This window comes from Salinirussus salinus (assembly GCF_009831455.1).
Lineage (GTDB): Archaea > Halobacteriota > Halobacteria > Halobacteriales > Haloarculaceae > Salinirussus > Salinirussus salinus.
In genome coordinates, this window is record NZ_WOWO01000001.1 from 268,825 (window position 1) to 295,498 (window position 26,674).

At 71.0% G+C, this 26,674-nt stretch carries 23 protein-coding genes; 12 read left to right on the forward strand and 11 right to left on the reverse strand.

The genetic code is table 11. The features are described from left to right. Positions 1-171: 171 nt before the first annotated feature. The 3 genes from GN153_RS01330 to GN153_RS01340 form a co-directional block, all read right to left on the reverse strand. Positions 172-372, reverse strand: coding sequence for a DUF7835 family putative zinc beta-ribbon protein (locus tag GN153_RS01330; protein ID WP_159899014.1), 201 nt, complete (start codon positions 370-372; stop codon positions 172-174). A 254-nt stretch (positions 373-626) separates the two neighbouring features. Then, positions 627-1,934: a cobyrinic acid a,c-diamide synthase gene (locus tag GN153_RS01335; protein ID WP_159899016.1), complete on the reverse strand. Its 1,308-nt coding sequence runs from the start codon at positions 1,932-1,934 to the stop codon at positions 627-629. A gap of 40 nt (positions 1,935-1,974) precedes the next feature. Further along, positions 1,975-2,763, reverse strand: coding sequence for a cobalt-precorrin-7 (C(5))-methyltransferase (locus GN153_RS01340; RefSeq protein ID WP_159899018.1), 789 nt, complete (start codon positions 2,761-2,763; stop codon positions 1,975-1,977). A gap of 95 nt (positions 2,764-2,858) precedes the next feature. Between GN153_RS01340 and GN153_RS01345 the strand changes: the two genes are divergently transcribed. The 8 genes from GN153_RS01345 (at position 2,859) to GN153_RS01380 (ending at position 11,686) form a co-directional block, all read left to right on the forward strand. Beyond that, the gene (locus GN153_RS01345) at positions 2,859-3,977 is read left to right on the forward strand and encodes a PGF-CTERM-anchored ABC transporter substrate-binding protein (RefSeq protein ID WP_159899020.1); all 1,119 of its coding nucleotides are present in this window, start codon (positions 2,859-2,861) and stop codon (positions 3,975-3,977) included. Then, entirely contained in the window at positions 3,974-4,873 is a 900-nt protein-coding gene (locus tag GN153_RS01350; protein ID WP_236544726.1) for an ABC transporter substrate-binding protein, read from the forward strand. The genes GN153_RS01345 and GN153_RS01350 overlap by 4 nt, the downstream gene beginning before the upstream one ends. A gap of 48 nt (positions 4,874-4,921) precedes the next feature. Next, the gene (locus GN153_RS01355; RefSeq protein ID WP_159899022.1) at positions 4,922-5,464 is read left to right on the forward strand and encodes an HIT family protein; all 543 of its coding nucleotides are present in this window, start codon (positions 4,922-4,924) and stop codon (positions 5,462-5,464) included. A 54-nt stretch (positions 5,465-5,518) separates the two neighbouring features. Beyond that, positions 5,519-6,445 (forward strand): cation diffusion facilitator family transporter, encoded by a 927-nt coding sequence (locus tag GN153_RS01360; RefSeq protein WP_159899024.1) that lies wholly within the window; start codon positions 5,519-5,521, stop codon positions 6,443-6,445. Between the two features lie 136 nt (positions 6,446-6,581). Continuing rightward, complete coding sequence (locus GN153_RS01365) at positions 6,582-8,087, forward strand: hypothetical protein (RefSeq protein ID WP_159899026.1); 1,506 nt, start codon at positions 6,582-6,584, stop codon at positions 8,085-8,087. A 3-nt stretch (positions 8,088-8,090) separates the two neighbouring features. Next, positions 8,091-8,762 (forward strand): ABC transporter ATP-binding protein, encoded by a 672-nt coding sequence (locus GN153_RS01370; RefSeq protein WP_159899028.1) that lies wholly within the window; start codon positions 8,091-8,093, stop codon positions 8,760-8,762. Then, positions 8,759-9,883: an ABC transporter permease gene (locus GN153_RS01375; protein ID WP_159899030.1), complete on the forward strand. Its 1,125-nt coding sequence runs from the start codon at positions 8,759-8,761 to the stop codon at positions 9,881-9,883. The genes GN153_RS01370 and GN153_RS01375 overlap by 4 nt, the downstream gene beginning before the upstream one ends. 93 nt (positions 9,884-9,976) lie before the next feature. Then, positions 9,977-11,686 carry a histidine kinase N-terminal 7TM domain-containing protein gene (locus tag GN153_RS01380; RefSeq protein ID WP_159899032.1) on the forward strand — a complete coding sequence of 570 codons (1,710 nt, stop codon included), beginning with the start codon at positions 9,977-9,979 and terminating at the stop codon, positions 11,684-11,686. A gap of 18 nt (positions 11,687-11,704) precedes the next feature. Here the strand turns inward: GN153_RS01380 and GN153_RS01385 are convergent, their stop codons facing one another. Both GN153_RS01385 and GN153_RS01390 read right to left on the reverse strand, forming a co-directional pair. Then, entirely contained in the window at positions 11,705-13,588 is a 1,884-nt protein-coding gene (locus GN153_RS01385; protein WP_159899034.1) for a halocyanin domain-containing protein, read from the reverse strand. Positions 13,589-13,697: 109 nt separating this feature from the next. Beyond that, positions 13,698-14,957, reverse strand: a complete 1,260-nt coding sequence (locus GN153_RS01390) for a tRNA (N(6)-L-threonylcarbamoyladenosine(37)-C(2))-methylthiotransferase (protein WP_159899036.1) — start codon at positions 14,955-14,957, stop codon at positions 13,698-13,700. A 128-nt stretch (positions 14,958-15,085) separates the two neighbouring features. Between GN153_RS01390 and GN153_RS01395 the strand changes: the two genes are divergently transcribed. Beyond that, entirely contained in the window at positions 15,086-16,714 is a 1,629-nt protein-coding gene (locus GN153_RS01395; RefSeq protein ID WP_201287782.1) for a spermidine synthase, read from the forward strand. Between the two features lie 10 nt (positions 16,715-16,724). Here GN153_RS01395 and deoC read toward each other — a convergent pair whose 3' ends face one another. Next, positions 16,725-17,402: a deoxyribose-phosphate aldolase gene (gene deoC, locus GN153_RS01400; RefSeq protein WP_159899038.1), complete on the reverse strand. Its 678-nt coding sequence runs from the start codon at positions 17,400-17,402 to the stop codon at positions 16,725-16,727. Positions 17,403-17,539: 137 nt separating this feature from the next. Here deoC and GN153_RS01405 point away from each other — a divergent pair, with 137 nt between their 5' ends. The 3 genes from GN153_RS01405 (at position 17,540) to GN153_RS01415 (ending at position 20,124) form a co-directional block, all read left to right on the forward strand. Further along, positions 17,540-18,391, forward strand: coding sequence for a DUF63 family protein (locus tag GN153_RS01405; RefSeq protein ID WP_159899040.1), 852 nt, complete (start codon positions 17,540-17,542; stop codon positions 18,389-18,391). Positions 18,392-18,488: 97 nt separating this feature from the next. Beyond that, positions 18,489-19,214: a nucleoside phosphorylase gene (locus GN153_RS01410; protein ID WP_159899042.1), complete on the forward strand. Its 726-nt coding sequence runs from the start codon at positions 18,489-18,491 to the stop codon at positions 19,212-19,214. Positions 19,215-19,251: 37 nt separating this feature from the next. Then, entirely contained in the window at positions 19,252-20,124 is an 873-nt protein-coding gene (locus tag GN153_RS01415) for an NAD-dependent epimerase/dehydratase family protein (protein WP_159899044.1), read from the forward strand. Here GN153_RS01415 and GN153_RS01420 read toward each other — a convergent pair whose 3' ends face one another. The 5 genes from GN153_RS01420 to GN153_RS01440 form a co-directional block, all read right to left on the reverse strand. Continuing rightward, on the reverse strand, positions 20,125-21,189 hold the full coding sequence (locus GN153_RS01420; RefSeq protein WP_159899046.1) for an ABC transporter permease: 1,065 nt from the start codon (positions 21,187-21,189) through the stop codon (positions 20,125-20,127). Continuing rightward, complete coding sequence (locus GN153_RS01425; RefSeq protein ID WP_159899048.1) at positions 21,186-22,379, reverse strand: ABC transporter permease; 1,194 nt, start codon at positions 22,377-22,379, stop codon at positions 21,186-21,188. The genes GN153_RS01420 and GN153_RS01425 overlap by 4 nt, the downstream gene beginning before the upstream one ends. Next, positions 22,376-23,926 (reverse strand): ABC transporter ATP-binding protein, encoded by a 1,551-nt coding sequence (locus tag GN153_RS01430; protein WP_159899754.1) that lies wholly within the window; start codon positions 23,924-23,926, stop codon positions 22,376-22,378. The genes GN153_RS01425 and GN153_RS01430 overlap by 4 nt, the downstream gene beginning before the upstream one ends. 74 nt (positions 23,927-24,000) lie before the next feature. After that, a complete protein-coding gene (locus GN153_RS01435; protein ID WP_159899050.1) occupies positions 24,001-25,161 on the reverse strand; it encodes a BMP family lipoprotein in 1,161 nt (386 codons plus the stop codon). A gap of 110 nt (positions 25,162-25,271) precedes the next feature. Further along, a complete protein-coding gene (locus GN153_RS01440) occupies positions 25,272-26,543 on the reverse strand; it encodes an adenosylhomocysteinase (RefSeq protein WP_159899052.1) in 1,272 nt (423 codons plus the stop codon). Between the last annotated feature and the right edge of the window lie 131 nt (positions 26,544-26,674).

Here is a 26,674-nt window from a genome sequence, read left to right on the forward strand (position 1 = left end):
GCTTTCGACGGGGCTACGGGAGCGGACTCACGGCCGTCGCGGAGTCGAGTCTCTCACCGGTCCGCAGGCAAGTCAGGAGTGGTGCCCCCACACCCGTGGGCTGTGCGGCAACCGGAAGGGGTGGCTGGTGTGGGTGAGAGCGGGTACGCGGATGTGGGGCGTGGATGGCACCTACTCGTTGTTCATCCGGGTCGTCGTGGTGGTGCCACAGACGCGACACTCGCTGACGCGGTACGGCTCGCGGGAGAACTCCGCGTTGTCCGGCGTCGTGCTCTCGGTCAGGATCCGGACGTTCACCTCGTGTGGCGTCTCCCGGCCGCAGTCGGAACACGCTTCGGTCATCGTGGTGACCGCGTCGTTCGTGGTTGCCATCCTGCCTGTACCGTGTCCCGGAAGGGGGATAAAAAGGGTCGACCGTTGAGTCCGTTCGGACCGTTTTATCGACGGAGGGGAGCGAGATTGGTCGCCAAGCACCTCAGAAAACTCGAGACAGTTCACAACCGACTCTCAGGGAATATTTCGCCTCATTCCCGATGAACGGCCGATCCCTTTATGTACACCGTCACGCTCGCCGTAGAGGGAAAACGTGCGGTGGGGAGAGCCGAGGGCGTACCGGATCAGAGCGGTCACAGTCGGTCGAGAAAAGCGTCGAAAGCCCCGCTCTCGGGGTGGACATGGCAGTACGTTCCCAGCGCCCGGTGTTCCATGAGTCCGTCCCGCCCGTCGCTGATGCCATCGCCCCGGGCGACGTCGAAGGCAAAGGAGGCATCGGAGCCGACGCTCGCGCTGGAGTAGTGAAACTCGTGGCCACGGAGCCTCCTGCCAGCCGCCGCGGTCAGCGCGCCGGTCCGCGCCCGGAGTTCGACGTGGTCGAGCGCCTGGTACCGGTCGTGCATCCGGACCTCCGTCGGGAGGATGCCCGCCATCTCGTGAGTCTGGCTGTCGGCCGTCGTCAGCGTCTCTGCCATGGCCATCAAGCCGCCACACTCCCCGTACACCGGGAGGCCCTCGGCGGCCCGGTCGGCGAGCCGGTCAAGGGTCGGGCTCCCCGCGAGCGCCTCCGCGTGGAGTTCGGGGTAGCCTCCCGGGAGGTACACCCCGTCGCAGTCGGGCAGCGGGTCGCCGGCAACGGGTGCGAACGTCACCACCTCGGCGCGGTCCCGGAGGCGCTCGACGGTCGCCGGGTAGGAAAAACAGAAGGCGTCGTCCCGGGCGACGGCGACGCGACGTGCCGTCCTCGAGCGGTCGGCACCGACGTCGACGGGCTGGGGGTCTCGAGGCTGGCGGGCGAGTTCCAGCAGCCGGCCGGTCCGGAGGCAGTCGGCAGCGGCGTCGAGCGCCTCGGCGTCGGGGGCGGAGTCCGCGCCCATCTCGAGCCCGAGATGCCGGTCCGGGATATCGAGGTTATCGCAGGGGGGTACGCGACCGAGATACGCGACGCCGTCGGGGAGCGCCTCGCGGACACCACGCTCGTGGCGACCGCCGGCCGTTTGCTGGGCGACCACGCCGGCGACATCGATGTCCCGGCCGGCCCTGGCGGCGTATTCGTGGAAGCCAAGCGCCGTCGCGCCGACGCTCTCCATGCCAGCGCTGGCATCGACGACCAGAACGACGGGGAGGTCGAGCGCCTCCGCGACCATCGCGGTGCTCGCAGCATCACCGTCGTACAGTCCCATCATCCCCTCGACGACGCAGACGTCGCCCTCGCCGCGGTGGTAGTTGCGGACAAGCCCGTCCTTACCCTGGAGCCATGGGTCGAGTGTCCGGGAGGAGCGACCGGTGACAGCCTCGTGGTGGCTGGGGTCGATGAAGTCCGGACCGGCCTTCGCCGGCTGGACCGCCTTCCCCTCCGCCTCGAGGGCGCGGGCGACCGCGAGAGCCGCCACGGTCTTGCCGACGCCCGAGCGCGTGCCACCGAGGACAAGCCCCTTCATGGCCGGGGAGGGCGTGTCGGGCGGCGCAACGCTCGATCGCTCATCCGTCGCCCCCCGTGGCGGCGGCCGGGCCCGGCCCGGATTCTGGCGCCCGGACGACAAGGACCGACAGGTCGGAGAACGCCGTCCCTTCGGGCCCGTCACCGGTGTCGCCTGCGAGGGTTCCCAGAGGAGAGCGCGTCGTCGTCTCTCCCGGCCGGGTCAGCCGCTCGAACACCAGCGCATCGAGCCCCGGGTCGACGCCGCGGTCGAGGGCGTACCTCGCCAGGTCCTCCGGCATCCAGTCGTACGGACGGGGAATGACCAGCAGGTGTCGCCGCCCGGCCGTCCGCACCAGACGGTCGAGCGTCTCGTCGACCGGACCTCGCCGGTGGAGCGAGAGGACCGCCGACCGCTCCAGTGGCGTCCGCGCCCGGCTGGCCGCGACCTGTACCGACGATACCCCCGGTACGACACGAACCGGCCCGTCCACCGACCCTTCGACTTTCTCGAGAAACTGGTACCCCGAGACGTTCGGGTCACCCATCAGCACGGCGACCCCATCGTCCCCCCCGGCAACGCGGTCGCCGAACCGCTCCAGCGCCGCCGCCTCGTCGTCGTATCCGCAGGCGATGACCGTCGCGTCGGTAGCATCACGTGCCAGGTCGACGACCGTCTCGAACCCCACGACGATGTCGGCCTCAGAGAGGAGCCCGCGGGCGCGACCGGTCAGGTGCCCCGGGCCCGGCCCGACGCCGACAGCGTGGGCGGTTACCTCCCCGTGCGGCGGCTCCGGGCTCCGTGCCGCGTTTCCCCCCGGCGTCGATCCCCTCTCAGGCGTTTCTGTCATAGGTTTCCCTCGGTCGCGTCGCAGTCTGTTTCACGCTGCACAAGTCTAGTTTAGATAAGTAAATATTTATTGGACAGGGCTCACACCGGGGACGCATGGACAGGACGGTGTTGGTGGCGGTTGTCGTTCTCACCGCAGCATTCGTGCCCGCGGTGGCAGGTGCACAGACAGCAGACGGTGACTGTTCGTTCCCGGTCGAGCGAACAGACGTGACCGGCACGGAGGTCCGTGTCACAGAGGAACCGACGCGCGTGGTGACGCTGAACCCGAGTGCGGCACAGACGATGTGGGAGATCGGCGCACGGGAGAAGGTCGTCGGCGTCACGAAACACGCGTCGAACCTCGACGGCGCCGCCGCGAAGACGAACATCTCCGGCGCGGGGCAGACGATCAACAACGAGGAAGTCGTCGGGCTCGAGCCCGACCTGGTGCTGGCTCCGAACACGGTCACCAACGACACCGTGGAAAAGCTCCGGGACTCGGGGCTGACGGTCTATCGGTTCCGGGAGGCCGAATCCATCGACGACATCAAGCGAAAGACGGTGATCATCGGGGAGCTGACCGGGGAGTGCGCCGGCGCGGCCGAGACTGTCGAGTGGATGGAGTCGCGGCTCGCGACCGTCGACCAGGCGGTCGAAGGAGCCCAGCAACCCGACGCCATCTACGTCTTCTACAGCTATACCTCCGGACAGAACACGTTCATCCACACCCTCATCGAGCGGGCCGGGGGCGACAACATCGCCGCGGATGCCGGCATCAAGGGGTACAAGCCGGTCAACCAGGAGGTGATCGTCAACCGCAACCCCGAATGGATCCTGCTCAACGATGACTGGGACGAGGTGCCGAACAACGCCGCCTACAACAGCACGACCGCCGTCCGGGAGGACAACGTCCTCGTCATAAACAAAAACCACCTGAACCGGCCCGGGCCACGGGTCGTCTACGCACTGACGACGATGGCCGAGACCTTCCATCCGGAGGCCTACGCAGCCGCGAATACGACCGACACGACGGCCGCGTCGAGTGGGACCGACACGGCGGTCGAGACGGCGACGGAGACGGCAACGGGGACGGCCGGAGACGGACAGTCGACGATGTCCACGCCGGCCGAGCAGACGACGGGTGGCGGCAGTCCGGGCTTCGGTGCCGTCGTTGCACTCCTCGCGCTCGTGGTGCTCACCGCCGGGGCGGTCGGTGCTGGCCGGGAAAGATGACCAGCTCCGACCTGACCGTCGTTTCGACGACCCCGTCGGGGACGGAGATCCTGTTCGAACTCGGGGTCGAGCCCGCGGCGGTCTCTCACGCCTGCGACTGGCCGCCGCGGGCGGCCGAACTTCCGTCGGTCGACAGGTCACGGGTGGACGCCGACCGGAGCAGACAGCGAGACGAGCAGGCGGCCGGCGATGTCTACGACGTCGACGTCGGGCTGTTGCGCGACCTCGCCCCGGACTTGGTCGTCACGCAGTCGGTCTGTGGGGTCTGCGCGGTCGACGAACAGCTGGTCGAGACACACCTGGACGACCTCCCGACGACCCCGCAGGTGCTGCCGCTCTCGGCTGCGGACCTGGAGGGGGTGGCCGGATGTATCCGGGAGGTCGGGAGGGCAGTCGGACGAACCGACCGGGCCGAAGGGATTGTCGACCGCCTCGAGTCGCGCGTAGAGCAGGTCGGCGAGCGCACGGCAGCCGTTACACACCGGCCGAGCGTCGTCGTGCTAGAGTGGATGGACCCGATCCACGCCGCCGCGAACTGGGTGCCGGAACTCGTCTCGGCGGCCGGCGGTCGCTACCCGCTCGCGGAGACAGGACAGCGGTCCCGCGAACTGGCCTGGCAGGAAGTCCGGGCGGTCGACCCGGAGGTGCTTGTGGTGGCGCCGTGCAGTGCCAGCCCCAAGTGGGCCCTCGAGCGGCGCGACGAACTCCGGTCCCGCCCGGGGTGGGATGACCTGCGGGCCGTTGAGGAGGGGCGGGTGTATGCGCTCGACGGACGGTTGTTGAGCAGGTGGACGCCGCGCCTCGCCGACGCGCTCGAACGGCTTGCGGGCATGTTTCACCCCGGGCTCGCCGCCGGGACTGCCGAGGTGCGACCGCTGGCCGACCGAGGGCGGTGAGCGCCCACCGAAGGTGAAGCGTAAGCCGTTGGCCGTACATGCGGGGGCATGGACCAGGTGTTTGCCCCGTGGCGCATCGACTGGGTCGAGCGGTCCGACCGTAACGCGGAGTTCGAGGGGTGTGTCTTCTGTGGGATCCCCGAGCGGGACGCCGACCGGGAGTACAACCTGCTCGCGCGCGGCGAGGACGCCTACATCCTCCTGAACAACTACCCCTACAACCCCGGGCACGCGATGGTCATCCCCCACCACCACACGGGCGACTACCGCGAACTGGACGACGCGGCGCTGCTGGCAAAGGAGCGGCTCGTCCAGCGACTCGTCGACGCGATGGACGACGCCCTCTCCCCAGACGGCTACAACGTCGGCTACAACCTCGGCGGGGCGGCCGCGGGTGGTTCCATCGGCGAGCACCTCCACGCCCACGTCGTCCCCCGCTGGGGCGGGGACACCAACTTCATGCCCGTCGTCGGCGACACGAAGGTGATCGTCGAGGCCGTCGCCGAGACCTACGACCGCCTGCGCGAGGCGCTGGCCACCCAGGAGGGCGTGACCGACCGCGGGGAGGGGGCGCTCCGGGTGGAGCGGTAGTCCGGGGCCAGCCGAACGAAGCGGCTTTGAGCGGGCGGGATGAAGGGGGAGGCGATGTCGCGACGGACCGCGCTCCGGCGGGTCGGCCTCCTCGTCCTGGGGGTCAACGCCGTCCTGTTCGTCGCGAAGGGCGGGGTCTACTTGGAGACCGGGAGCCTCGCGGTCGGCTCCGAGGCCGTCAACAGCCTCGCCGACACCGTCTACAGCCTCGTGGTCGTCGCGGGGCTGTATCTCACCACCCGCCCGCCCGACTTCGAGCACCCCCACGGCCACGAGCGCATCGAGCCCTTCGTCTCGCTGTTCGTCGCGCTGGGCATCTTCGCGGCTGGGGGGGCCGTCCTCTGGCAGGCCGGCTCAGCCGTGCTCGAGGGGAGCGTGACGGTCAGCCGGAGCCCGGCAGCGGTGGCCGTCCTCGCCGGGACCGCGGCCGCGAAGTACCTCCTGTATCGGTACTGCCTGCGGGCCGGCACCGAGAACCGCTCGCCGGCGCTCGTGGCGACGGCGCTGGACAACCGCAACGACATCCTCACCGCCGGCGCGGCGCTGGCCGGCGTCCTCGGCGCCGGCCTCGGGTATCCCGTACTCGACCCGCTCGCTGCGGGGGTCGTCGCCGTCGGCATCCTCTACACTGGCGTCGAGGTCGTCCGGGACAACGTCGACTACCTGGTGGGGGCGGCCCCGCCGGAGGACCTCCGGGCGGAGATCGTCGAGCGCGCGCTCGTCCACGAAGACGTCGAGGGGGTCCACGACGTGATCGCCCACTACGTCGGCCCGGAGATCGACGTCAGCCTCCACGTCGAGGTGTCGGGCGACCGCACCCTCAGGGAGGCCCACGACATCGAGACCGATATCGTCGAGCGGATCGGCGAACTCCCGGAGGTCGACGACGTGTTCGTCCACGTCGACCCCAAGGAACTGGGCGAGTGGAAGGAGGACGCCGATGTCGACCGGCTCGTCCAGGACGACGAAACTGATATATAAAACACCGTGGTCGGTTGTCTCCGCCTGCAACCGTGGCTCCGGATATTATACACCCGGTATCGAAGTGGACCCACGGATGAATTCGGATCTTCCGGGAGAATCCCGAGGGGTGAACAGCCCGGGTCGGGGCGTGTCGGTGCGAACCACCCTCGCGGCGCTGGCCGTCGCCGGCGCCGTCGTTGCGGGGCTGACGCTGCCGGCAGTCGGAACCGCCGCAGCCGACGAGGGCGACGTGCTGGTGGTGCAGCCGACGGTCTCGCCCGCACAGCCGACGACCGACGAGAACTTCACCGTCACGGCGCGGCTGACCAACGTCGCCGAGACCGGCAACGACCGCTACTACGTGGAGTCGGTCGCGGTCCGCAACGGCAGCGACGAGTCGAGTACGCTGTACGGGCGCAACGACGACTTCCAGGCCGTCCTGGCGGGCGAGACGACCGGACAGCCCGTCGAGGTCGACGTCGACGAACCCGGCAACCGGACGCTGTACCTCCACACCGAACTCCAGCTCCAGTCCGGTGAGACGGTCGACGTCGTCCGGCCGCTGTCTCTGGTCGTCCGCGACCGGCATCCGTCGATGTCGCTGACCGCCAGCGGAGTCGGTCCGGCCGGCGAGACACAGCTGAACCTGACCGTCGCCAACGGTCTCGAGACCGACATCAGGGGCCTGACGGTCGACGTGTCCGCGACGAACACGACCGTCGAGGACAACCAGCGGGTCGGGGCGTCACTGACACCCGGCGACGCCCGCACCTTCCGGTTCACCGGGACCGAGACCGTGGCTGGACCGCAGACGGCCACCGTGACACTGTCCTACGCGACCCCGGACGGCGACCAGCGGACGGTCACCCGCGAGCTGTCTGCGGTCGCGCCCGAGCCGGAGGCGGTGGACCCGTCGCTGGACCTCACCGCGGACCCGGTCGGCGTCAGTGGCGAGACGGCGCTGTCGGTGACGGTGGTGAACCCGCGCGAGTCGCCGGTCCGCGCGGCGGCCGTCGAGCTTGAGGCGGACTCGCTTGAGCTCGCGGAGGACCGACAGCTACGGCCGCGGGTCGACGGGGGGAGCGAGGCGACCTACACCTTCGAGACCGGACAGGTAACTCCCGGCGAAAAGACGGTGCAGGCAACCCTGACGTACACGACGGCCGACGGGACGGAACGCCGCGTCACCGAGCAGCTCTCGGCGACCATCGAGCGGGTCGACAACCCCGGGAACGTGAGTCTGACCGGGCTCCGCGTCACACAGCAGAGCGGCCGGCTATCGGTCCGCGGGAGCGCGAGCAACGTCGGCGGGACCAACGTCTCCGGCGTGGTCGTGAGTGTCGCCGACGGCGACGGCGTCGGCCCGGCCCAGTCGGAGGCGCGGTTCTTCGTCGGGAACGTCCCCGGTGGGGACTTCACCTCCTTCGAGGTGAACGGACAGCTCCGGACACCCAACGCGAGCAGCGTGACCATCCCGCTCCGGGTGAGTTACGTCACCGACGGCGTCCGCACCGAGCGAGTCGTCGAGGTTCCCTACCGGCCACAGCCCGACCGGCCCACCAGCCAGCCCGAGGGTGGCGGACCGCCGCTGGTCGCCGTCGGCGCGGCTCTCCTCGCTGTCGGCGGCGTCGCACTCGGCTGGCGGCGGCTCCGGGGGTGAGCGATGGTCGTCAGCACCGTCGACGCGGTCAAGGAGTACGAAAGCGGCGACCGGACGCTGCGGGCACTGAAGGGCGTCTCGCTGTCCATCGACCCCGGCGAGTTCGTCTCCGTCGTCGGGCCCAGCGGGAGCGGCAAGTCGACGCTTCTGAACCTGCTCGGCCTCCTCGACGAGCCGACCGAGGGAACGGTGACGGTCGCGGGGACGGAAGTGTCGGCGCTGTCGACCCGCGAACGGACCGACATCCGCCGCGAGACCGTCGGCTTCGTCTTTCAGGACTTCTACCTGTTGCCGACGCTGACTGCCCGCGAGAACGTCGCCGTCCCTGGGATGGTGAGCGACCGGTCGCGCCTCCTGGAACGGGCTGACGACCTGCTCGCGCGGGTCGGGCTGGATGACCGCCTGACCCACTATCCCGACGAACTCTCCGGCGGGCAGAAACAGCGGGTCGCCATCGCCCGCTCGATGGTCAACGACCCCGACGTTCTCCTGGCTGACGAGCCGACGGGGAACCTCGACCGGGAGACGGGCAGTCGGGTGCTCGACGTGTTCGGTCAGTTCACCGACGAGGGGGTCGCCGTCGTGACCGTTACCCACGACGCGCAGGTCAGCGACTACGCCGACCGGACGGTCGAACTCGTCGACGGCGTGCTGACGCCGGAGGGACGCATATGATAGAGCGGTTTCCGGTGATGGCGCTGTCCTGGCGGAACCTCTCCCGGGCGAAGGCCCGGTCGGCACTTGCCACGCTCGGTATCCTGATCGGCGTCGTCGCCATCGTCTCGCTGGGTATGTTCGGTTCGACGCTGCAGCTTTTCTTCCTGCAGGACGCACAGGACGCACTCCGGACGGTCTCGGTCTCGCCCGGCGAGGACTACGACGGGCAGCGCCTCGACCGCGACGACGTCGCCCGGCTGGAGCAGCTGAGCGGCGACCCGGTCTACCCGGTCAAGCGGAGCGTCGGCGCCGTCGCGTCCGGCAACACGCGGGCGTCGGCCCGGGTGACAGCGATGTCGAATCCGGGAGCGTTCGTCTCCGCGAGGGACGGTACTGTCCCCGACGTCTGGCGGTCCGGGGCGCTCGTCGGGGCTGACCTCGCGGACCAGCTCGATGTCGAGGCTGGCGACGGCATCACCGTCGACGGACAGACGTACCACGTCGTGGCCGTTCTCGAAGAGTCCTCGCAGACGTCCTTCGTCCAGGCCGACAGCAGCGTCCTGCTGCCGCCCCGGCAGGTCGGCGGTGACGGGTTCGACACCGCGTACGTTCGCACGGACAGCCCGAACGAGGCGTTCGAGACTGCCGACCGGCTCCGGGACGAACTCAACAGCGACCGCCGGACCCGCTATCAGGTGTTCGACCTCGAGGCCCAGATCCAGCAGTTCCGCGAGCAGATCGGTGTCATCCAGACGTTCCTGCTGGGCGTGGGGGCGGTCTCGCTGCTGGTCGCGGCGGTCTCGATCCTCAACGTCATGCTGATGAGTGCCATCGAGCGACGCGAGGAGATCGGCGTCCTCAGGGCGGTCGGATACCACCGGCTGGACGTCCTCCGGCTGATGCTGACCGAGGCAGCCCTGCTCGGTGTCGTGGGTGCCGTCGGGGGCGTCGTCGTGAGCGTCGGGCTCGGCATGGTGATCAACGAACTCCTGCTCGGCGACCCGATGGCCTTCACCGAGGGAGCGTTGAGCAACGTCGCCCTGGGTGTGGTATTCGGTGTCGGTGCCGCGCTGCTGAGCGGGCTCTACCCGGCCTGGAAGGCCGCGAACGCCCGGCCGGTGGAGGCGCTGCGGGACTGACACCGCCGCCGTAACTCGGACCGGGACGGAACGCACGTCATTACGGGTGAGGAGCCCGCCACGGTAAAGTGACTCCGAACGCGAGACACGGGAGTGAACCTCCTGTCGTGGCCGGTGCTGGGGTCGCTGTCGGCCGCGCTCGGCTCCGTCTATCTGCTCTCGCGGCTGTACCCCCTCCGCGACCGACCGGGTGCGCGGTGGTTCCTGCTCGTCATCGCCATCCAGACCGTCATGTGTGCGGCCTACGCAGCCGGACTCGCCCTCCCGACCGGGATGGGCGGGCTCCGCTGGCTGCTCGAGGTCCTGACTGTGGGGATGCTGTTCTGGCTGGGCGTCCCCTTCCTCGGGTTCGCGCTGGCCTACACCGGTCGCGGCGACGCGCTCGACTCCTGGTGGTTCCGGCTGTTGCTTGGGCTGGAGGTGCTGACGGCGCTCGTGCTCGTCACCAACCCCTACCACGGCCTGTTCTGGTCGGACTTCCAGGTCCGGGCGGTCTTCGGTGCCACCGGCGCAGTCTACGACTTCGGCCCCTGGGCCTTCGTCGGCGCGGCGCTCAACACCGCTACCGTCGGCGCGGGGACGATGCTTCTGTTCGAGACGGTGCTCAGCTACGGGCCGCTGTACCGCAGGGAGGCGTTCGCGGTCGGCGCGAGCGCGCTCCCGCCGGCCTTCGGGGTGGTGGTCTGGCTGCTCAAGATCGGCCCCGACGCCGCGCTCAACCTCACGCCGGTCCTCTTTCTCCCTCACGTCGCGCTCGACACCTACGCCTTCGTCGGTAACGACATGTTCGAGTACCTCCCCGCGACCCGGCGGGCCGCCGAGCAGTCGGCCATCGACGCGCTCGGGACGCCGGTGGTCGTCCTCGACGAGCGCGGCCGGGTCGTCGACGCCAACGACGCCGCCGGGACGCTGTTCCCCGGCGGCACCGGGACAGCCCGGACCCGCCACGTCGGGGCCGCCCTCGACGCCGAGGTCGACCCCGAGGGTGGCCCACAGCGGCTCTCGCTGTCACGCGGGGGTCGGACCCGGGAGTTCCGTATCACGCCGGCCCGCCTCGAGGACTCGGGCGGCGGCCACGTCGGGTACACGCTCGTCTTCCAGGACGTCACCGAGGCGGTCCGCCGCGAGCAGCGCCTCTCGGTGCTCAACCGCGTCCTCCGGCACAACCTCCGCAACGACCTCTCGGTCGCGATGGGCTACGTCGAGGTGTCGGCCGACCGGGTCGAGGACGAGGCGGTCCGGGAGATGCTGGAGAGCGCGGAGGGGACTCTGGAGGACCTCGTGACCACCGGCGAGAAGGCCCGGCTGGTCGAGGAGACCGTCCGGCGGGCCGGCGCCGACCCCGAGCCCGTCGACCTCGGCGCCCTGGTCGGCGACACCGCCGACGCCCTCGGGAGCGACTACCCGGCGGCGACGGTCACCGTCGACAGCTCCGACGTGACGGTGACGACCAACCGCGCGCTGGTCGCGGCCGTCCTCGAGGAACTCGTCGAGAACGCCTGCGAACACGGCGGCGGGGAGGTGACGGTGAGCGCGAGCCAGGTCCACGGGGATGGCGGCGAGGGCGACCGCGGGGGCGCGACGCTCACAGTCGCGGACTCGGGTCCGGGGATCCCCCAGCAAGAGCTCGAGACGCTCGGCGGCGAGGAGGAGACCGACCTCCGGCACGGCAGCGGGCTCGGCCTGTGGGTCGTCCGCTGGGGGACGGAGCTCCTGGGTGCGGACCTGACCTTCGAGACCGGCGCGGACGGGACGACCGCGACGGTCCGGCTGCCGGACCGGGGAGTCGACGGCGCCGACTGAGCGACGGCGGTCGGTGACTCAGTCGTCCGACCCGCGGAGCCGCTGCAGGCCGGCGGCGCCGAGCAGGCCGAGCGCGGCACCGACTGCGGTGAACCCCGGCGAGCCGCCGCCGGGGGTCGAGCCGCCGGGTGCCCCGCCGGTGGAGCCGCCACCAGTTGCGTCCCCGGTAGCGTCGGTGGCCCGCTGTCGGGCCGTCGCCCCGGTGAGCACGTGGAGCCCGAACGTCCCGTCAGTCGAGTTCGTGTTGACGAACAGCGTCCCGCCGGCGACCAGCACCGAGCTGCCGAACACCGAGGGCGTCTGCCCGGTCCGGGTCTGCTCGCCGAGCTCGACCGTCCACAGCCGGTCGCCCGAGGCGGCGTCGAAGCCGTGGACCGCCTCGTCCCGTTCGGCGGAGCCGTCCTCCTCGACGCCGCCGACGAAGTACGTGTTCGCGGCGTAGACGACGCCGCCGGCAACGGCGGGCGGGCTGACGAACCCCCGGGTTCGCCTGCGCCACCGCCTGTCGCCGGTGGCTGCGTCGAGGGCGTAGAGACGGTAGTCGTTGCACCCGACGTAGACGGTTCCCGCGGCTCCCGCGACACCGCTCCCGGATGGGAGGACCGCCAGGCCCCGGGCGCGGCTCCCGAGGCCGGCGGTCCAGCGCTCGCGGCCGCTTACGGCGTCGATGGCGTGGACGGCGTGGGAACCGCTGCCGACGTAGACCGTCCCGTCGGCAACGGTCGGTCGGGTCGGCGGGTACGACTCCCGTTCGAACCGCCACCGCTCCCGACCCTCGCCGTCGAGGCCGGCGGCCCACAGCACCGGGTCCTGGCGGTCAGTCCCGTAATGGCGCGTCCCGGTGGCGAGGAGCCCCCCTTCGACGGCAGCGATCCCCTCGACGGCCCCTCCCGGCCGGCGGTTCCACCGCACCTCGCCGGTGGCGGCGTCGAGCGCCGCCAGGCCGCCGTCGCCGGCCACGAGCAGGCGCCCGCCCGCGACCTGGACGTCGTTTGCCAGCCAGTCGGTGACCTGTGCTCGCCGGCGCCACCGCGGCTCCCCGCTCGCGGCGTCGAGACAAACGACGTCACCGGCCTCGGTCGTGAGGTAGACGGCGTCGGCGGTGGCGGTCACCGCGACACCCGCCGGGCCGGTCCACAGGTGTCGGCCGGTCGCCGCGTCGAGCGCGACCGTCCGGTCGGGACTGCCCAGCGAGACGACGAGCCGCCCGCCGGCCAGCACCGGTGCCCACGTGAAGTCGCGGAAGGCGACCGTCCCGCTCTTGCGGACGTCCTCGACGGGGCCGACCGTCGCGGGGTTGTGCCGGGTGTTCGCCGCGTCGAACCCCCGTGACGGCCACGCCGCTGTCGGCGCGGCAGCCAGCCACTCCCCTTCGGGTGCCGGCTCGGGGGTCGGGGTCGGCGTCGGCGCGGGGGTCCGCGTGGGGACGCTCCCGACCGCGACCGCTCCTCTCATGCCCAGCGCCCGGTGTGGCGCACAGTAGTACGGATAGACTCCCTCCTCCTCGAAGGTGTACTCGAAGTTGACTCCCGGCTCCGAGACCACGTCGCCCGAGTCGAAGCGCCCGTCCTCGGCGACGACGCTGTGTGTGCCACTGCCGGTCCACTCCCACCGGACGGTCGCGCCGGGGTCGACCCGGACCGCCGGCGGACCGAAGCCGTAGGGGCCGCCGTTTGCCTCGACGCCGACGCTCACTGTGACGTCGGCCCGTCCGCGCATGTCGGCGGTCGTCCCGTCGTAGTTGCCGACGCCGTCGAGCCAGCCGCCGTAGTCGGGTTCGGCCGCGCCCCCGCCTGCTCCGCCGCCGGCCTGTGCGGCCGCCGTGCCGGACGGGAGCGCTGTCCACCCCAGCGCCCCCGCGGCGAGTCCCAGGGCAGTCCGGCGGTCGACCGAGCGTTCCATGCCTGGACGTGTCCGAACGGCGGCATAAAACTGGCCACTTGGGTGCGCCGTCGTGCGGTCCGGAGTGTGCACTCCCGTGCTCGATGTCCAGTCCCGGCGTGTCGACGGCTCAGACCAGCTCGCCCAGCGCGTACACCGTGTTGTGGCCCGTAATTTCGACGGTCACGAAGTCGCCGAGCTCCACACCCCGCGACTCGGCGCCGGGGATAGCGACCTGCCGGTAGGCCGAATCGTAGCCGACCATCGAGTCGTCGGTGCCGTCCTCGACGACCAGCACCTCGCTCTCCCGGCCGACCATTCCCTCGTGGGCCGCGCCGACGACGTCCATCTTCACCTCGACCATCTCGGAGGAGCGGTCCTTCTTCGTCTGGCCGCCCAGCCCCTTCATGTCGGCGGCGTCGGTGCCGGGGCGCTTCGAGAAGCGGGTGACGTTGACCTTCTCCGGGCGGGTCTCCCGCAGCAGGGCGAGGCTCTGCTCGTGGTCGCGGTCGGTCTCCGTGGGGAAGCCGACGATGAAATCGGTCGAGAGCGTCCAGTACTCCAGGTTCTCGTCGAAGGTCTCGACGACCTCGACGTACTCCCGGACGGCGTGCTGGCGGCGCATCTCCCGCAACACGTCGTCGCTGCCGGACTGGACCGGCGCGTGCAGGAAGTTGTACAGCTTCTCGTTGTCCGCGAACACCCCGGCCAGCTCCTCCCGCACCCCGTGGACGCCGGCGGGGTTGGCCATCCCCACCCGGACGCGGAAGTCGCCGTCGATATCGCAAATCCGGTCGAGCAGTTCGGGCAGGAGACTCTCGCCCTGGTTGCGGTCCCAGCCGTAGACGCCGGTGTCCTGGCCCGTCACGCGGAGCTCCTTCGCGCCGGCGTGGACGAGCGACCGGGCCTTCTCGACGTTCTCATCGACCGTGGGGGAGTCGATCCGGCCGGTCGCCTGCTTGGTGATGCAGTACGAGCAGTCGCTCATGCACCCGCGCGCGATGGGGAGGATGCCGACCACGCCGTCGAGCACGGGGTCGGTGTCACCGGTGACCGTCGGGCACTCCCCGTTGAGGACGTACTCGGGGACGTCGTCCCAGTGGAGGAGTTCGGCGTCGACGCCAGCCTCCTCGAAGGCTTCGCCCTGGGCCAGCGCCATACATCCCGTGACCACGAGGTCGGCGGGGGTCTCGGCGTCGAGTTCGCGGGCCCGGGCGAGCATGTTGTGCTCGGTCTTCTCGAGGACCGTACAGGTGTTGAGGATGGCCACGTCGGCGGCCCCGGGGTCCGGCGCGGGCCGGTGGCCGCCCTCCCGGAGCGCCCGCTCGATCTCGCGGGCCTCACCCCTGTTGGAGGTGCACCCGTAGGTCTCGATGTGGTACCGGGCCATATCACGACCTGGGTGTCCGCGGGCAAAAGCGCGACGGACCGCGACGGGCGAGCTCCGGGTGCCGTGAGACGGGGAGGGAACCACCCTGCCGACGGTAGCGTTAACACGCTCGCTGCCCGTGTAGGGGTGTGCGCATCCGTCCCTCCGGGACCGTGCGGGTGACGGCGCTCGGCGTCGCAGTGTTCGCCTCGGGGGTCTCCAGCATGGGGCTGGAGATCCTCGCCGGCCGGCTGCTCGCGCCCACCTTCGGCAGCAGCGTCTTCACCTGGGGGTCGGTGATCGGCGTCTTTCTCGCGGCGCTGGCGGCCGGCTACTGGCTGGCCGGCCGGCGGGCCGCCGAGGGTGCCAGCCGTGGGGCGCTGTCCTCCCTGCTGTTGCTCGCCGCCGCCTACGTCGCGCTGGTCATGGTCGGCGCCCAGCCGCTGGTGGGGTGGCTCGCCGCGCTTCCGGTCCCGGACCGCTTCGCGCCGCTGTTGCCGGTGACAGTCCTCTTCGGCCCGCCGACTGTCCTGCTGGGCTTCATCAGCCCCTACGGCGCGGAACTGATGGACAGCGACGGCCCGGGCGACGCCTCCGGCCACGTCTACGCGCTGGGGACCGCCGGCTCGCTGGTCGGCGCCTTCGGAACCACCTTCCTGCTGTTGCCCGAACTGGGGATCGCCGGGACGGAACTGGTCTGCGGGCTCGTCTTGGTCGGGGCGGCAGCCCTGCTGACGGCCCGGCGGGGGGGCGAGGACCCGGCCGCCGACCGGACCGGTCGCTACGGCCGCGCGCTCTCGCGGGCGCTGCCGGTCGCGCTGCTTCTCGTCGTCGCCTTCGCCTTCGTCGGTGCGACGCCAGTGGGCGGGGCCGTCATCCACCAGACCCAGACGGAGTACCAGCAACTCCAGGTCACCCAGGAGGGGGATATCCGGACGCTGTACCTCGACGGCGCGCCACACAGCGCGATGGACGTCACGGAGCCCGACCGGTACGTCTTCGAGTACACCCGCTACTTCCACCTGCCCCACCTGATACGCGACGAGCCCGATGTCGAGCGGGTGCTGTTCGTCGGCGGCGGCGGCTTCTCCGGCCCCAAGCGCTACCTCAGCGAGTACCCCGACGCGACCGTCGACGTCGTCGAACTCGACCCGGCGGTCGTGCGGGTCGCCCGGGAGTACTTCGCGGTCCCGGACTCGCCGCGGCTGACCGTCCACACGATGGACGGCCGGCGGTTCCTCCGGGAGACCGAGCGCACCTACGACGTCGTCGTGCTCGACGCCTACCGGGCCGACGAGGTGCCCTATCACCTCACCACCGTCGAGTTCATGCGCCTGGTCGAGGACCGCCTCGCGGACGACGGCGCCGTGGTCGCGAACCTCATCTCCGCGACCGAGGGGTCGGCCTCGACGTTCTACCGCGCGGAGTACCGGACCATGGACTGGGCCTTCGGCCAGGTGTACAGCTTCCCCACGAGCGACACCGGCGCGCTGCAGAACATCGAACTCGTCGCCACCAAGACCGACCGGAGGGTCACGCAGGCGACGCTGCGCGAGCGCAACCGCGCCCGCGACGTCGGGCTGGACCTCGCCGACGCCGTCGACAACTACCGGGTCGATGTCCCCGTCCGGGACGCGCCACTACTCCGTGACGGCGACGGGACTGCCGCCGACCTGGTGGCCAGCCAGGTCGACCGCCGGTACGTCGTCGAGCGGACAAACGGGAGCGCCGTCGCGTCGGGACCGGACACTTCCTCGCCGTCGCTCGCCGCACCGTAGCCCTGGGCAGTCACTCCGCGCCGGCGTCCGCACCGTCCTCGGGGGCGCCGACGCTGTCCAGGTACTCCCGGACGATAACGTCGCCGCTGGAGGCGCCGATCCGCTCGGCGCCGGCCTCGAACATCGCTTGCGCCTCCGCCCAGGAGCCGACGCCGCCGCTTGCCTTCACCGGGAGGTACTCGCTCATCACCTCGACGTCGGCGACGGTCGCCCCGCCCTCCGAGAAGCCGGTCGCGGTCTTCACGAAGTCGGCGCCGGCGTCGCGGGCGGCCGCACAGGCCCGCCTGAGCTCCCCCTCCTCGAGCAGCGGCGCCTCGACGATGACCTTCACCGGGACCTCGACCGCGTCGACGACCACCTCGACGTCGGCCTCGGTTGCCCCGTCCTCGCCGGCCAGCAGGGGACCGAGCGCGGCCACCATGTCGACCTCGCTGGCGCCGTCGGCCACCGCCCGTTCGGCCTCCGTCGCCTTGACCGCGGGCTGGTGGTTGCCGTGCGGGAAGCCGACGACGGTCACGACCTCGACGTCGGGGGCTGCCCCGACGGCTGTCGGGACGTACCGCGGCGGGACGCAGGCTCGCATCCCGAGGTCGGCGGCGGTCTCGACCACCTCGCGGACGTCCGCGGCGGTCGTCGTCGGCCCGAGGACGGTGTGTTCGATGCGTGCGGGGACGTCTGACTCGTCCATGACCGCCCCGACGGCCGGGGACGCCAAAACTCCCGGTGGCGGACGACGGGCCGGCCACCCCGACAGGCCGACGGCAGCCCGGTGCCCTCAGCCGGGTGACCGACAGGGTTTTGCGGCCGCCGTATCACACATCCGATATGCAGGTCCCGTTCAGCGGGTTCGAGGTGCCCTCGCTGCTGTACCTCGTCGTGTTGCTGGCCGGGCTGGTGACGGTCGCCGCGCTGCTGTACGTGACCCGCCCGCCGGTCACCCAGCGGACCGTGCTGGCGTTCGCCCCCTGGGTCGCCAGCGGGGCGGCCCTGCACGTGTTCTACCAGCTCGGCTCCCGTCCCGGACAGCAGGTCTATCCCGGGTGGGCCGAGCCGCTCTTTGCCGCCCCCGCGGTCTACGTCACTACCTTCGTCGTCATGGGGGTGGTCTGGCTGGCGTCGATGGTACTCGGCACGGCCCGGGGGGGCGAACGGCTCGCGACGCGGTATCTCGGGGTCGTGGGTACCGGTGTGCTGCTGGCGCTGGTCGGGTTGCTCGTCTGGCAGGCGCTGGGGCCGGCGCTCTCCCCGCAACCGGTCGCACCGCTCCTGACGCTCATCGGAACCGCCGCGCTGACCTTCGTCGTCTACATGCTCATCGGGACCTGGCGGACGTGGGTGCTCGCCGAGGCCCGCCTGGTCGGGGGGCTTGTGCTTTTCGCCCACCTGCTCGACGGCATCTCGACGGCCGTCGCCGTCGACGTGTTCGGGACGACCGAGCGCTCGCTGCTCCCGGCGCAGATCATGGAGTTCGCCGGAACGCTGCCGACCGAACCCTACCTCGGCACCGGCTGGCTGTTCGTGGTCGTGAAGCTCGCCGTCGCCTCGCTGATCGTCGTCGCCTTCGCCGACTACGTCCGCGAGGAGCCCGTCCGCGGGAACCTCCTCTTTGCCGTCATCATCGCCGTCGGGCTCGGCCCGGCGATGAACAACCTCTTCATCACCTTCCTCGGGGTCTGAGCGCGGGCTGAACGCCGCCCGCGCCACGCCGCAGTGTGGGCCCCGGGCCACGAGCACGGGACGGCCGACTTTTAGTGACGCCGCACGAACCCCGGTCATGGCGAAACAGCCACACCTGCTTGTCGAGGACGGCGAGCTGGCCGACGTCGCGCTCGTCCCGGGGGACCCCGGCCGGGTCGACCGGATCGCCGGCCACTGCGCCGACGCCGAGACCGTGTCGCACAACCGCGAGTACAAGGTCGTCAACGCCACGTACAAGGGGCGGCCGGTGACGGTCTGCTCGACGGGGATCGGCGCCCCCTCGACGGCCATCGCGGTCGAGGAGATGGCGGCGGTCGGCGTCGAGCGGTTCGTCCGCGTCGGGACCTGCGGCGCCCTCCAGGCTGGTGTCGAGGTCGGTGACATGGTGGTCGCCAACGGTGCGGCGAAAGAGGAGGGAACCACGAAACGGTACGAGGCCGCCGAGGTTCCGGCCGTCCCCGACTTCGAGACGCTGGCGGCGCTGGTCGAGGCCGCCGAGGACAACGGCGAGACCGTCGAGGTCGGCCCCGTCGCCACGGACGACGCCTTCTACGCCGAGACCGACGAGTACGTCGCCGAGTGGGAGGACGCGGGGCTCGCGGCCGTCGAGATGGAGGCTGCGGCCATCTTCACACTCGCCCGCCGGAAGGGGCTGGGGGCGGGCGCCATCTGCACCGTCGACGGCAACCTCGTCACCGGCACCCAGAAGGGCGAAACCGACGAGGACGAGCTGCCCGAGAAGGCAAAGAACAACGTCGGCCGCGCTATCGAGACCGCGCTGGAGGCGACCACGCGGCTGTGACGGACAGCTTTAGGCCGCTCGCGCACCCCGTCGGGGCATGGAGATCGCAGTCACCGGCGGGCGCGGGCAGACGGGACGGTGGGTCGTCGACCGCCTCGCCGCCGACCACGATGTCACCTGTCTCGACCGGGCGCTCCCGGAGGAGGGCCACCCGGCCGTCGACTACCGCGCGCTTGACCTGACCGACGCCGGCGGCGTCTTCGACGCCGTCACCGCCATAGAGCCCGACGCCGTCGTCCACTGGGCGGCCATCCCCGTCGCCGGCCAGCACCCCGGCGTCGACCTCTACCGCAACAACACGCTCGCGGCCCACGCGGTGCTCTCGGCGGCCGGCCGCGTGGGTGCGCGCGTGGTACAGGCCTCCTCCGACGGCGCCTACGGCTTCTTCTTCGCCGAGGAGACCCCGCTGCCGGAGTCGCTGCCGGTCACCGAGGAGCATCCCCTTCGACCGGAGGACCCCTACGGCCTCTCGAAGGTCGTCACCGAGGAAGTCGGGAAGACTGTGGCCCGCCGGGACGGCGTCCCAGTCCTCTCGCTGCGGCCGACGTGGATCCAGGAGCCCGGCGTCTACCCCTGCCGGGACCCCGACTACGTCGACGACCTCGCGGCAGGGGCGGGCAACTTCTGGTCGTACGTCGACGTCCGGGACGTGGTCGACATGGTCGAGGCGGCGCTGGCAGCAGACGTCACGGGACACGAGGCCTTCAACTGCGCCGGCCCGGACAACGCGCTCGGCCGCCCCCTTCGGGAGCTGGTGGCGGAATTCTACGGCGACCTGCCCGCCGACTGTACGGTGGAGGGCGACGCCTCGGTCTACGACCTCACAAAGGCCCGGGAGCTGCTGGGGTGGGAGCCCACCCGGTCCTGGCGCGAGGCCGCCGACGAGACGGTCCCGGCGCCGCAGGTCTGATCACTCCTCCCCGTCGTAGGGCTCGCCCAGCGCCGACGGCACGCGGGTCCGCCGGACCAGCGTGATGGTCACGAGGACGACCACGAACGGGAGGATCCCGAACAGCTCCGACGGGATGTCGAGTGCGCCGATCTGCTGGAGGCGCAACTGCAGGGAGTCGAAGCCGGCAAACAGCATCGCGCCGCCGACGGCGGCAAAGGGGTTGTAGTTGCCGAAGAGGTAGGCGACGATGCCGAGAAAGCCCCGGCCGCCGATGCTGGTCTGGCCGACGGCGACGAACGTTCCTAACTGTCCGACCGTGAACCCCGCGCCGCCGATCCCGGCCAGCACACCCGAGACGAGGACGCCGGCGTACCGCACCCGGGAGACGCTGACGCCTGCGGTGTCCAGCGCCTTCGGATTCTCGCCGGCGGCCCGGATGCGCCGCCCCAGCCGCGTGTACCGCAGCGCGTACCACGCCAGCGGTGTCGCGAGGAGCATCATGTAGACGACCGGCGAGGCGTCGAACAGGACCGGCCCGACGACGGGGACCTGTGAGAGCAGCGGTATCGGCCACGTCCCCAGCGTGCCGATCGTCGGGCTGGAGCTGTCGAACAGAGTCAGCGTGATGAAGGGGGCCAGCCCCAGCGCGACCAGCCACACCGCCAGTCCGGCGATGACCTGGTTCGACCGGTACCGGACGGTGAGGACGGCGAACACCCCCGCGACGAGCACGCTCACGAGGACGCCGGCGACGAAGGCGAGCCACAGTGCCGTCGGCCCGGTGACGCCTGCCCACGGGAGCCGCCGGGCGACGATGACGCTCGTCAGCGCGGAGACGATGAGAAACCCCTCGATGCCGATGTTGATGACGCCAGCCCGTTCGGCGAAGATGCCCCCGAGCGCGGCGAAGGCGATGGGGACGGTCAGGCGCAACACGGAGCTCGCGTACCCGACGTCCAGCACGGCCCCGAGCATCCGGCCGGGGACCGACTCGGCGGGCACGGCCAGCCGCAGGGCCGCGAGCACAGTTAAGACGGCGGCGGCACCGAACACCCACCGCCGGGCGGTCCGCGTGGCGCTCATCCGGCCTCCCCCCCTGCGGGCCGGAGCCGGCCCCGACGCCGGAGGTACCGGCCGGCGATGCGGAACAGCTCCGGCGTCGCCACCAGCAGGATGACCAGCCCGCGGAGCACCTCGACCAGGTCACGCGGGATGCCGAGCTGGAAGTTGATCGCCAGCCCGCCGCTCTGGAGCGCGCCGAACAGCACCCCCGACGGCACCAGCGCGAGGGGGTTGTTGCCAGCGAGCACGGAGACGGCGATCCCGTCAAAGCCCAGCGCCGGGATGCCGGTCTGCCACCGCCCCACCACCATCATCACGTACAGCGCGCCGCCGAGGCCGGCGACGGCGCCGGCGATGGTCATCGACAGCACCGTCGTCCGGGCGGCGTCGACGCCGCCGAAGACGGCCGCGGCCCGCTGGCGGCCCAGCACCCGGATGTCGTACCCCAGCGTCGTCCGGTTGAGCAGCCACCAGAACCCGACGACCAGCGCGAGCGTCGCCGCCAGCACCGCCACCGAAAAGCGCGCCCCCGTGGGGAACAGCCACGGCCGCAGCACCGCGGCCTCGGGGATCGAGCGGCTGACCGTCCCCTGGATGCCCGGGTCGTTGAAAAAGCGCTTGACGAGGACGATCGCGACCGCCGTGGCGATGAAGTTCAGGAGTAGCGTCGAGATGACCTCGTTGGTGCCGTAGCGGGCCTTCAGCACGCCCGGCAACAGCCCGTACAGCCCCCCCGCGAGGGCGCCGGCGACCAGCCCCGCCGGGACCAGCACCGCCGTCGCGAGCAGGCCCCCGCCGGACACCAGGGGGCCGAGCCACAGCAGCGTGACTGTCGTGCCAAGCGCCGCGAGAACGAACTGCCCCTGTGCCCCGATGTTGAAGAGGCCGGCGCGGTACGGGATGGCGAAGGCGAGCCCGGTGAACACGAGCAGCGTCATCCGCTGGAGGGTCAGCGCCTGGTTGAGCTGGGTGCCGAAGGCGCCCTGGTACATTGCGGCGTACACCTCCACCGGGTCGAAACAGAAGCTCGTCCCGAACAGGAACAGGGTGGGCTCGCGACAGCTGGCGATGTACCCGGACCCGAGCACCACGAACCCGCCCAGCACCAGCGCGGCGACCACGGCCGCGACGCTGACCAGCGCCCGCTCGAGCCCGGACAGCCCCGCTGCCCGCCGGAGCAGGCGGCTCAGCCACGCCGGGAGCCTGCTCATCGTCCGGCCTCCGCCAGCCCCTCGGGGCGCTCGCCGGCCATCAACAGCCCCAGTTGCTCCTCGGTCACGGCGTCGGGGTCGACCACGTCGACGAACTCGCCCTCGTACATCACGGCGATACGGTCCGAGAGCCCGACCACCTCGTCGAGCGACGCCGAGACGACGAGGACGGGGACACCACGGTCGCGCACCGCGAGCAGCTGCTCGTGGATGAACTCCTTGCTCCCGATGTCGACCCCGCGGGTCGGGTGAGCGGCGACGACCACGTCCGGGTCACGGGACAGCTCCCGGCCGACGACGAATTTCTGCTGGTTGCCGCCCGAGAGCGACCGCGCGGTCGCGTCGGGGTCCGGCGGCCGCACGTCGTACTCCTCGATGATCGCCGCGGCGTGGTCGCGGGCGGCCGCCCAGTCGATGCTGCCCCGGTTCCCGAACGGCGCGCGGTGCTGGCTGCCCAGGATGGCGTTTGCCACGAGGTCGAAATCGAGCACGAGCGCCTCCTCCTGGCGGTCGCTCGGGACGTGTGCCAGCCCCCGGGAGAGCCGCTCCCGGCGGGAGAGCCCGGTGACGTCCTCCCCGCCGAACCGGACCGCGCCCGCCTCGGCCTCGCGGACGCCCGTGACGGCCTCGACCAGCGGCCCCTGGCCGTTGCCGTCCACCCCCGCGATACCGACGACCTCCCCCTCGTGCACGTCGATGTCGACCCCGTGGACCGCCCGTTCGCCCCGGTCGTCCTCGACGGTCAGCCCCTCGACGGCCAGTCCGACGTCGCCGCCCGTCCCGCCGCGGGCCGCGCGCTCGACCTCGAGCAACACCTCCCGGCCGACCATCATCTCCGCCAGCTCCTCCCGGCTGGTGTCCGCGGCGTCGACGGTGTCGACGCGTCGCCCGTCCCGGAGGACGGTTATCCCGTCGGCGGCGGTCAGCGCCTCGCCCAGCTTGTGCGTGATGAAGATTATCGTCCCGCCCTGTGCGGTCAGTTGCTCGAAAATGCCGAACAGCTCCTCGACTTCCTGGGGGGTGAGCACGGCCGTCGGCTCGTCGAAAATGAAGACGTCGGCCCCCCGGAAGAGGGTCTTGAGCACTTCGACCCGCTGGCGGGCGCCCATGCTGAGTTGCTCGACCGGCGTGTCCAGGTCCCCGGCCAGCCCGAGCCCGTAGCGCTCGCTCAGCTCGCGGACCTCGCGGTCGATGCGGGCGTCGTCGGTCTTCAGCCCGCCGTGGGTGACCGGCTCCCAGCCGAGCGCGATGTTCTCGCGGACGGTCATCGGCTCGACCAGCATGAAGTGCTGGTGGATCATCCCGACGCCGGCCGCGATGGCGTCCTGCGGGGAGTCGAACTCGACGGCGTCGCCGTCCACCCGGACCTCGCCGGCGGTCGGCTCGTAGAGGCCGTAGAGGACGTTCATCAGCGTGGTCTTGCCGGCGCCGTTCTCGCCCAGCAGGGCGTGGACTGTGCCGCGCTCGACGGTCATGTCGACGTCGTCGTTCGCGACGACGTCGCCGAACCGTTTCGTGATGCCCGACAGGCTGACTGCCGTTTCGATTGTGTCCGTCATCGTGTGCTCGCGTGGCGGCCGGGACACCCCGACCGCCGCGTCGCTCTCGTGCTCCGCTCAGGTCACGGCGTGGCCGGCACGTCGATGTTGCCCGCGGCGATCTCCTCTTTGGTGGCGGCGGCCGCGTCCTTGACCTCCTGTGGCACTTCCGTCCCGATGCTGTCGCTCCAGACGAGCTCGAACCCGCCCTCGCCGGCGCCGAGCTCGAACGTGTTGCCGCCCTGGAACTCGTCGTTGACGACGTGCTCGACGGCGCGGAACGCGCTGGTGTCGACGCCCTTGATCATCGAGCCGAGGATGACGTTGGCGAAGTCCGGGACGGTCTCGGACTGGCGGCTGTCGGCGCCGAAGGCGAACACGCCGTTGTTCTGTGCGGCCCGGAACACCCCGACCCCACCGGCACCGGCGCCGTGGTAGAGCACGTCCGCGCCCTGGTCGATCATCGACTGGGCGGTCTCCTCGGCAGCACCGGGACTGGAGAAGTCCCCGACGTAGCTCGACAGGACCTCGAACCCGGAGTCGACGGACTGGGCGCCGGCCCGGAAGCCGGCCTCGAAGGCCTGGACGACCGGCGCCTCGATCCCGCCGACGAACCCGAGCACCGTGTTCGAGGGGTCCGTCGAGCTGGGGCCCGCCGAAAACTCCATGGTCGAGAGCTGCGCGGCGGCCTGCCCGACGAGGTAAGAGCCCTGCTCCTCGGCGTAGACCCAGTTCTCGACGTTCGAGCGGTCGACGACCGCGTCCAGCTGCGCCCACCGCTGGTCGGAGAAGGTGTTCGCGTTCTCCTGGAGCGGCGCGACGTGCTCGAACCCGACACAGATGATGAGGTCGTAGTCGGGGTCGGTCGACCGGGCGAACCGCCGCTGGAAGGAGTTGAAGTCGCTCGTGCTCTGGGGCTCGGCGTTGTCGAAGCTGATGCCGAGTTCGTCTCTCGCCCGCCGGACCCCGCGGTTGGCGGCGTCCGAGAACGACTGGTCGCCCAGGCCGCCCCGGGCGTAGATGACGCCGACGTTGACATCCTCGCCCGGCAACGGCGTTTCGGTCTCGGCCGCGGTCCCGGCCGGCGTCTCACCGCCGCCGTTACCGCCGTCGTCGTCGCCGTTGCCGCCGCCGGCACCGTCGTCGGTCGTCCCGTCGCCGGGCCCGCGACTCCCCGAACACCCTGCGAGCCCAACTGTCAGTCCCACCCCGCTCGCTTTCAGTACGTCACGGCGCGATACCATAGGCGACGGGTTGGGGGGGGAACGGATATATATTGCCACTTGTGGCAACTTACGACCATGGTGCTGAACGGGGTCGGTGGCGCCGGCGCGGCCGGAAACGGCGGCCGCGGTCAGAACTGGTCGCCGTGGCGCCAGTCGGCCTCGTACTCCGACTGGCTCTCCGTCACCTCGTCGATGTCGGTCCCGAGCGTCGCCAGCTTGCGCTCCGCAACCTCGCGGTCGACCCGGTCGGGGACGCTGTACAGCCCCGGCTCCAGCTCGTCGTGTCGCTTCGAGAGGTCGTAGGCCGCCATGAACATCATCGCGAAGGTCATGTCGATCACCTCTGCGGGGTGGCCCTGGCTGTAGGGGCCGGTGAGATTGACGAGCCGGCCCTCGCTGAGCAGGTCGATGTGGCGGCCATCGGGCAGGTGGTACCGTGTGACCCCCTCCTTGGGTTCGCTCGTTCGGTCGGCCATCGCCGCCAGGTCGTCGACGACGATCTCCACGTCGAAGTGGCCGGCGTTGGCGAGTTTCGCGCCCGACTCCATGGCCTCGAAGTGCTCCCCGCGGATGATGTCGCGGTTGCCCGTCGCCGTCAGGAACAGGTCCCCCTCCGGCGCGGCCTCGGCCATGTTCGAAACCCGGTGGCCGTCCATGTGTGCCTGCAGCGCCCGCCGGGGGTCGACCTCCGTGACGACCGTCTCCGCGCCCAGCGAGCGGAGCTTGCTGGCGACCCCGCGGCCGACGTAGCCGTAGCCGGCCACCACGGCGGTCTTCCCGGCGACCATGGCGTTTGTCGTGATCATCACGTTCGCCAGGGCGGACTCGCCGGTCCCGTGGACGTTGTCGAAGAAGTGTTTCATCGGCGTGTCGTTGACGCCGTAGACCGGGAATTCGAGCACGTCTTCGCGGTCCATCGCCTCCAGCCGGGTGATCCCGGCGGTGGTCTGCTCCCCGCCCGCGAGCACCTTCCGGGCGACCTCGGGGTGGGCGTCGTGGACCTTCGCGATCAGTTCACAGCCGTCGTCGAGGATGATGTCGGGCTCCCGTTCGAGCAGAGCGTGCTGGGCCTCCTCGAACTCCTCGTCGGTCATCCCCTCGCGGGCGAAGGCCTCGTACCCCTCCTGGGCGTCGAGGAACTGAACCACGTCGCCGTGGGTCGACTGCGGCTCGGAGGGCGCGAACAGGACTTCGGCGCCCGCCGCGCGGAGCGTCTCGATGAGCACGCCGGTCTTAGTCTCCAGGTGCGAGGCCACCGCGACCGTCAGCCCGTCGAAGGGCCGTTCGCGGCCGAACTCCTCGGCAAAGGACCGCAGTAGCGGCGTGTGGTCACGCGTCCACACGAGCGGGTCGTCGGTCTCCGGTTCCGTCTCCTGGTCCTCGAGCGTTCCCGATGGCATACTCCGACTCTCGGACCGGCCCCTCAAAGGGGCTACGAGTCGGGCCGGTCGTCGGCGGCATCGGTATCGACCGGTCGCCGGCTGCAACCGGTTTCGGGCGGTGTGTAGCGGGCGGCGACAGGCAGCAGACA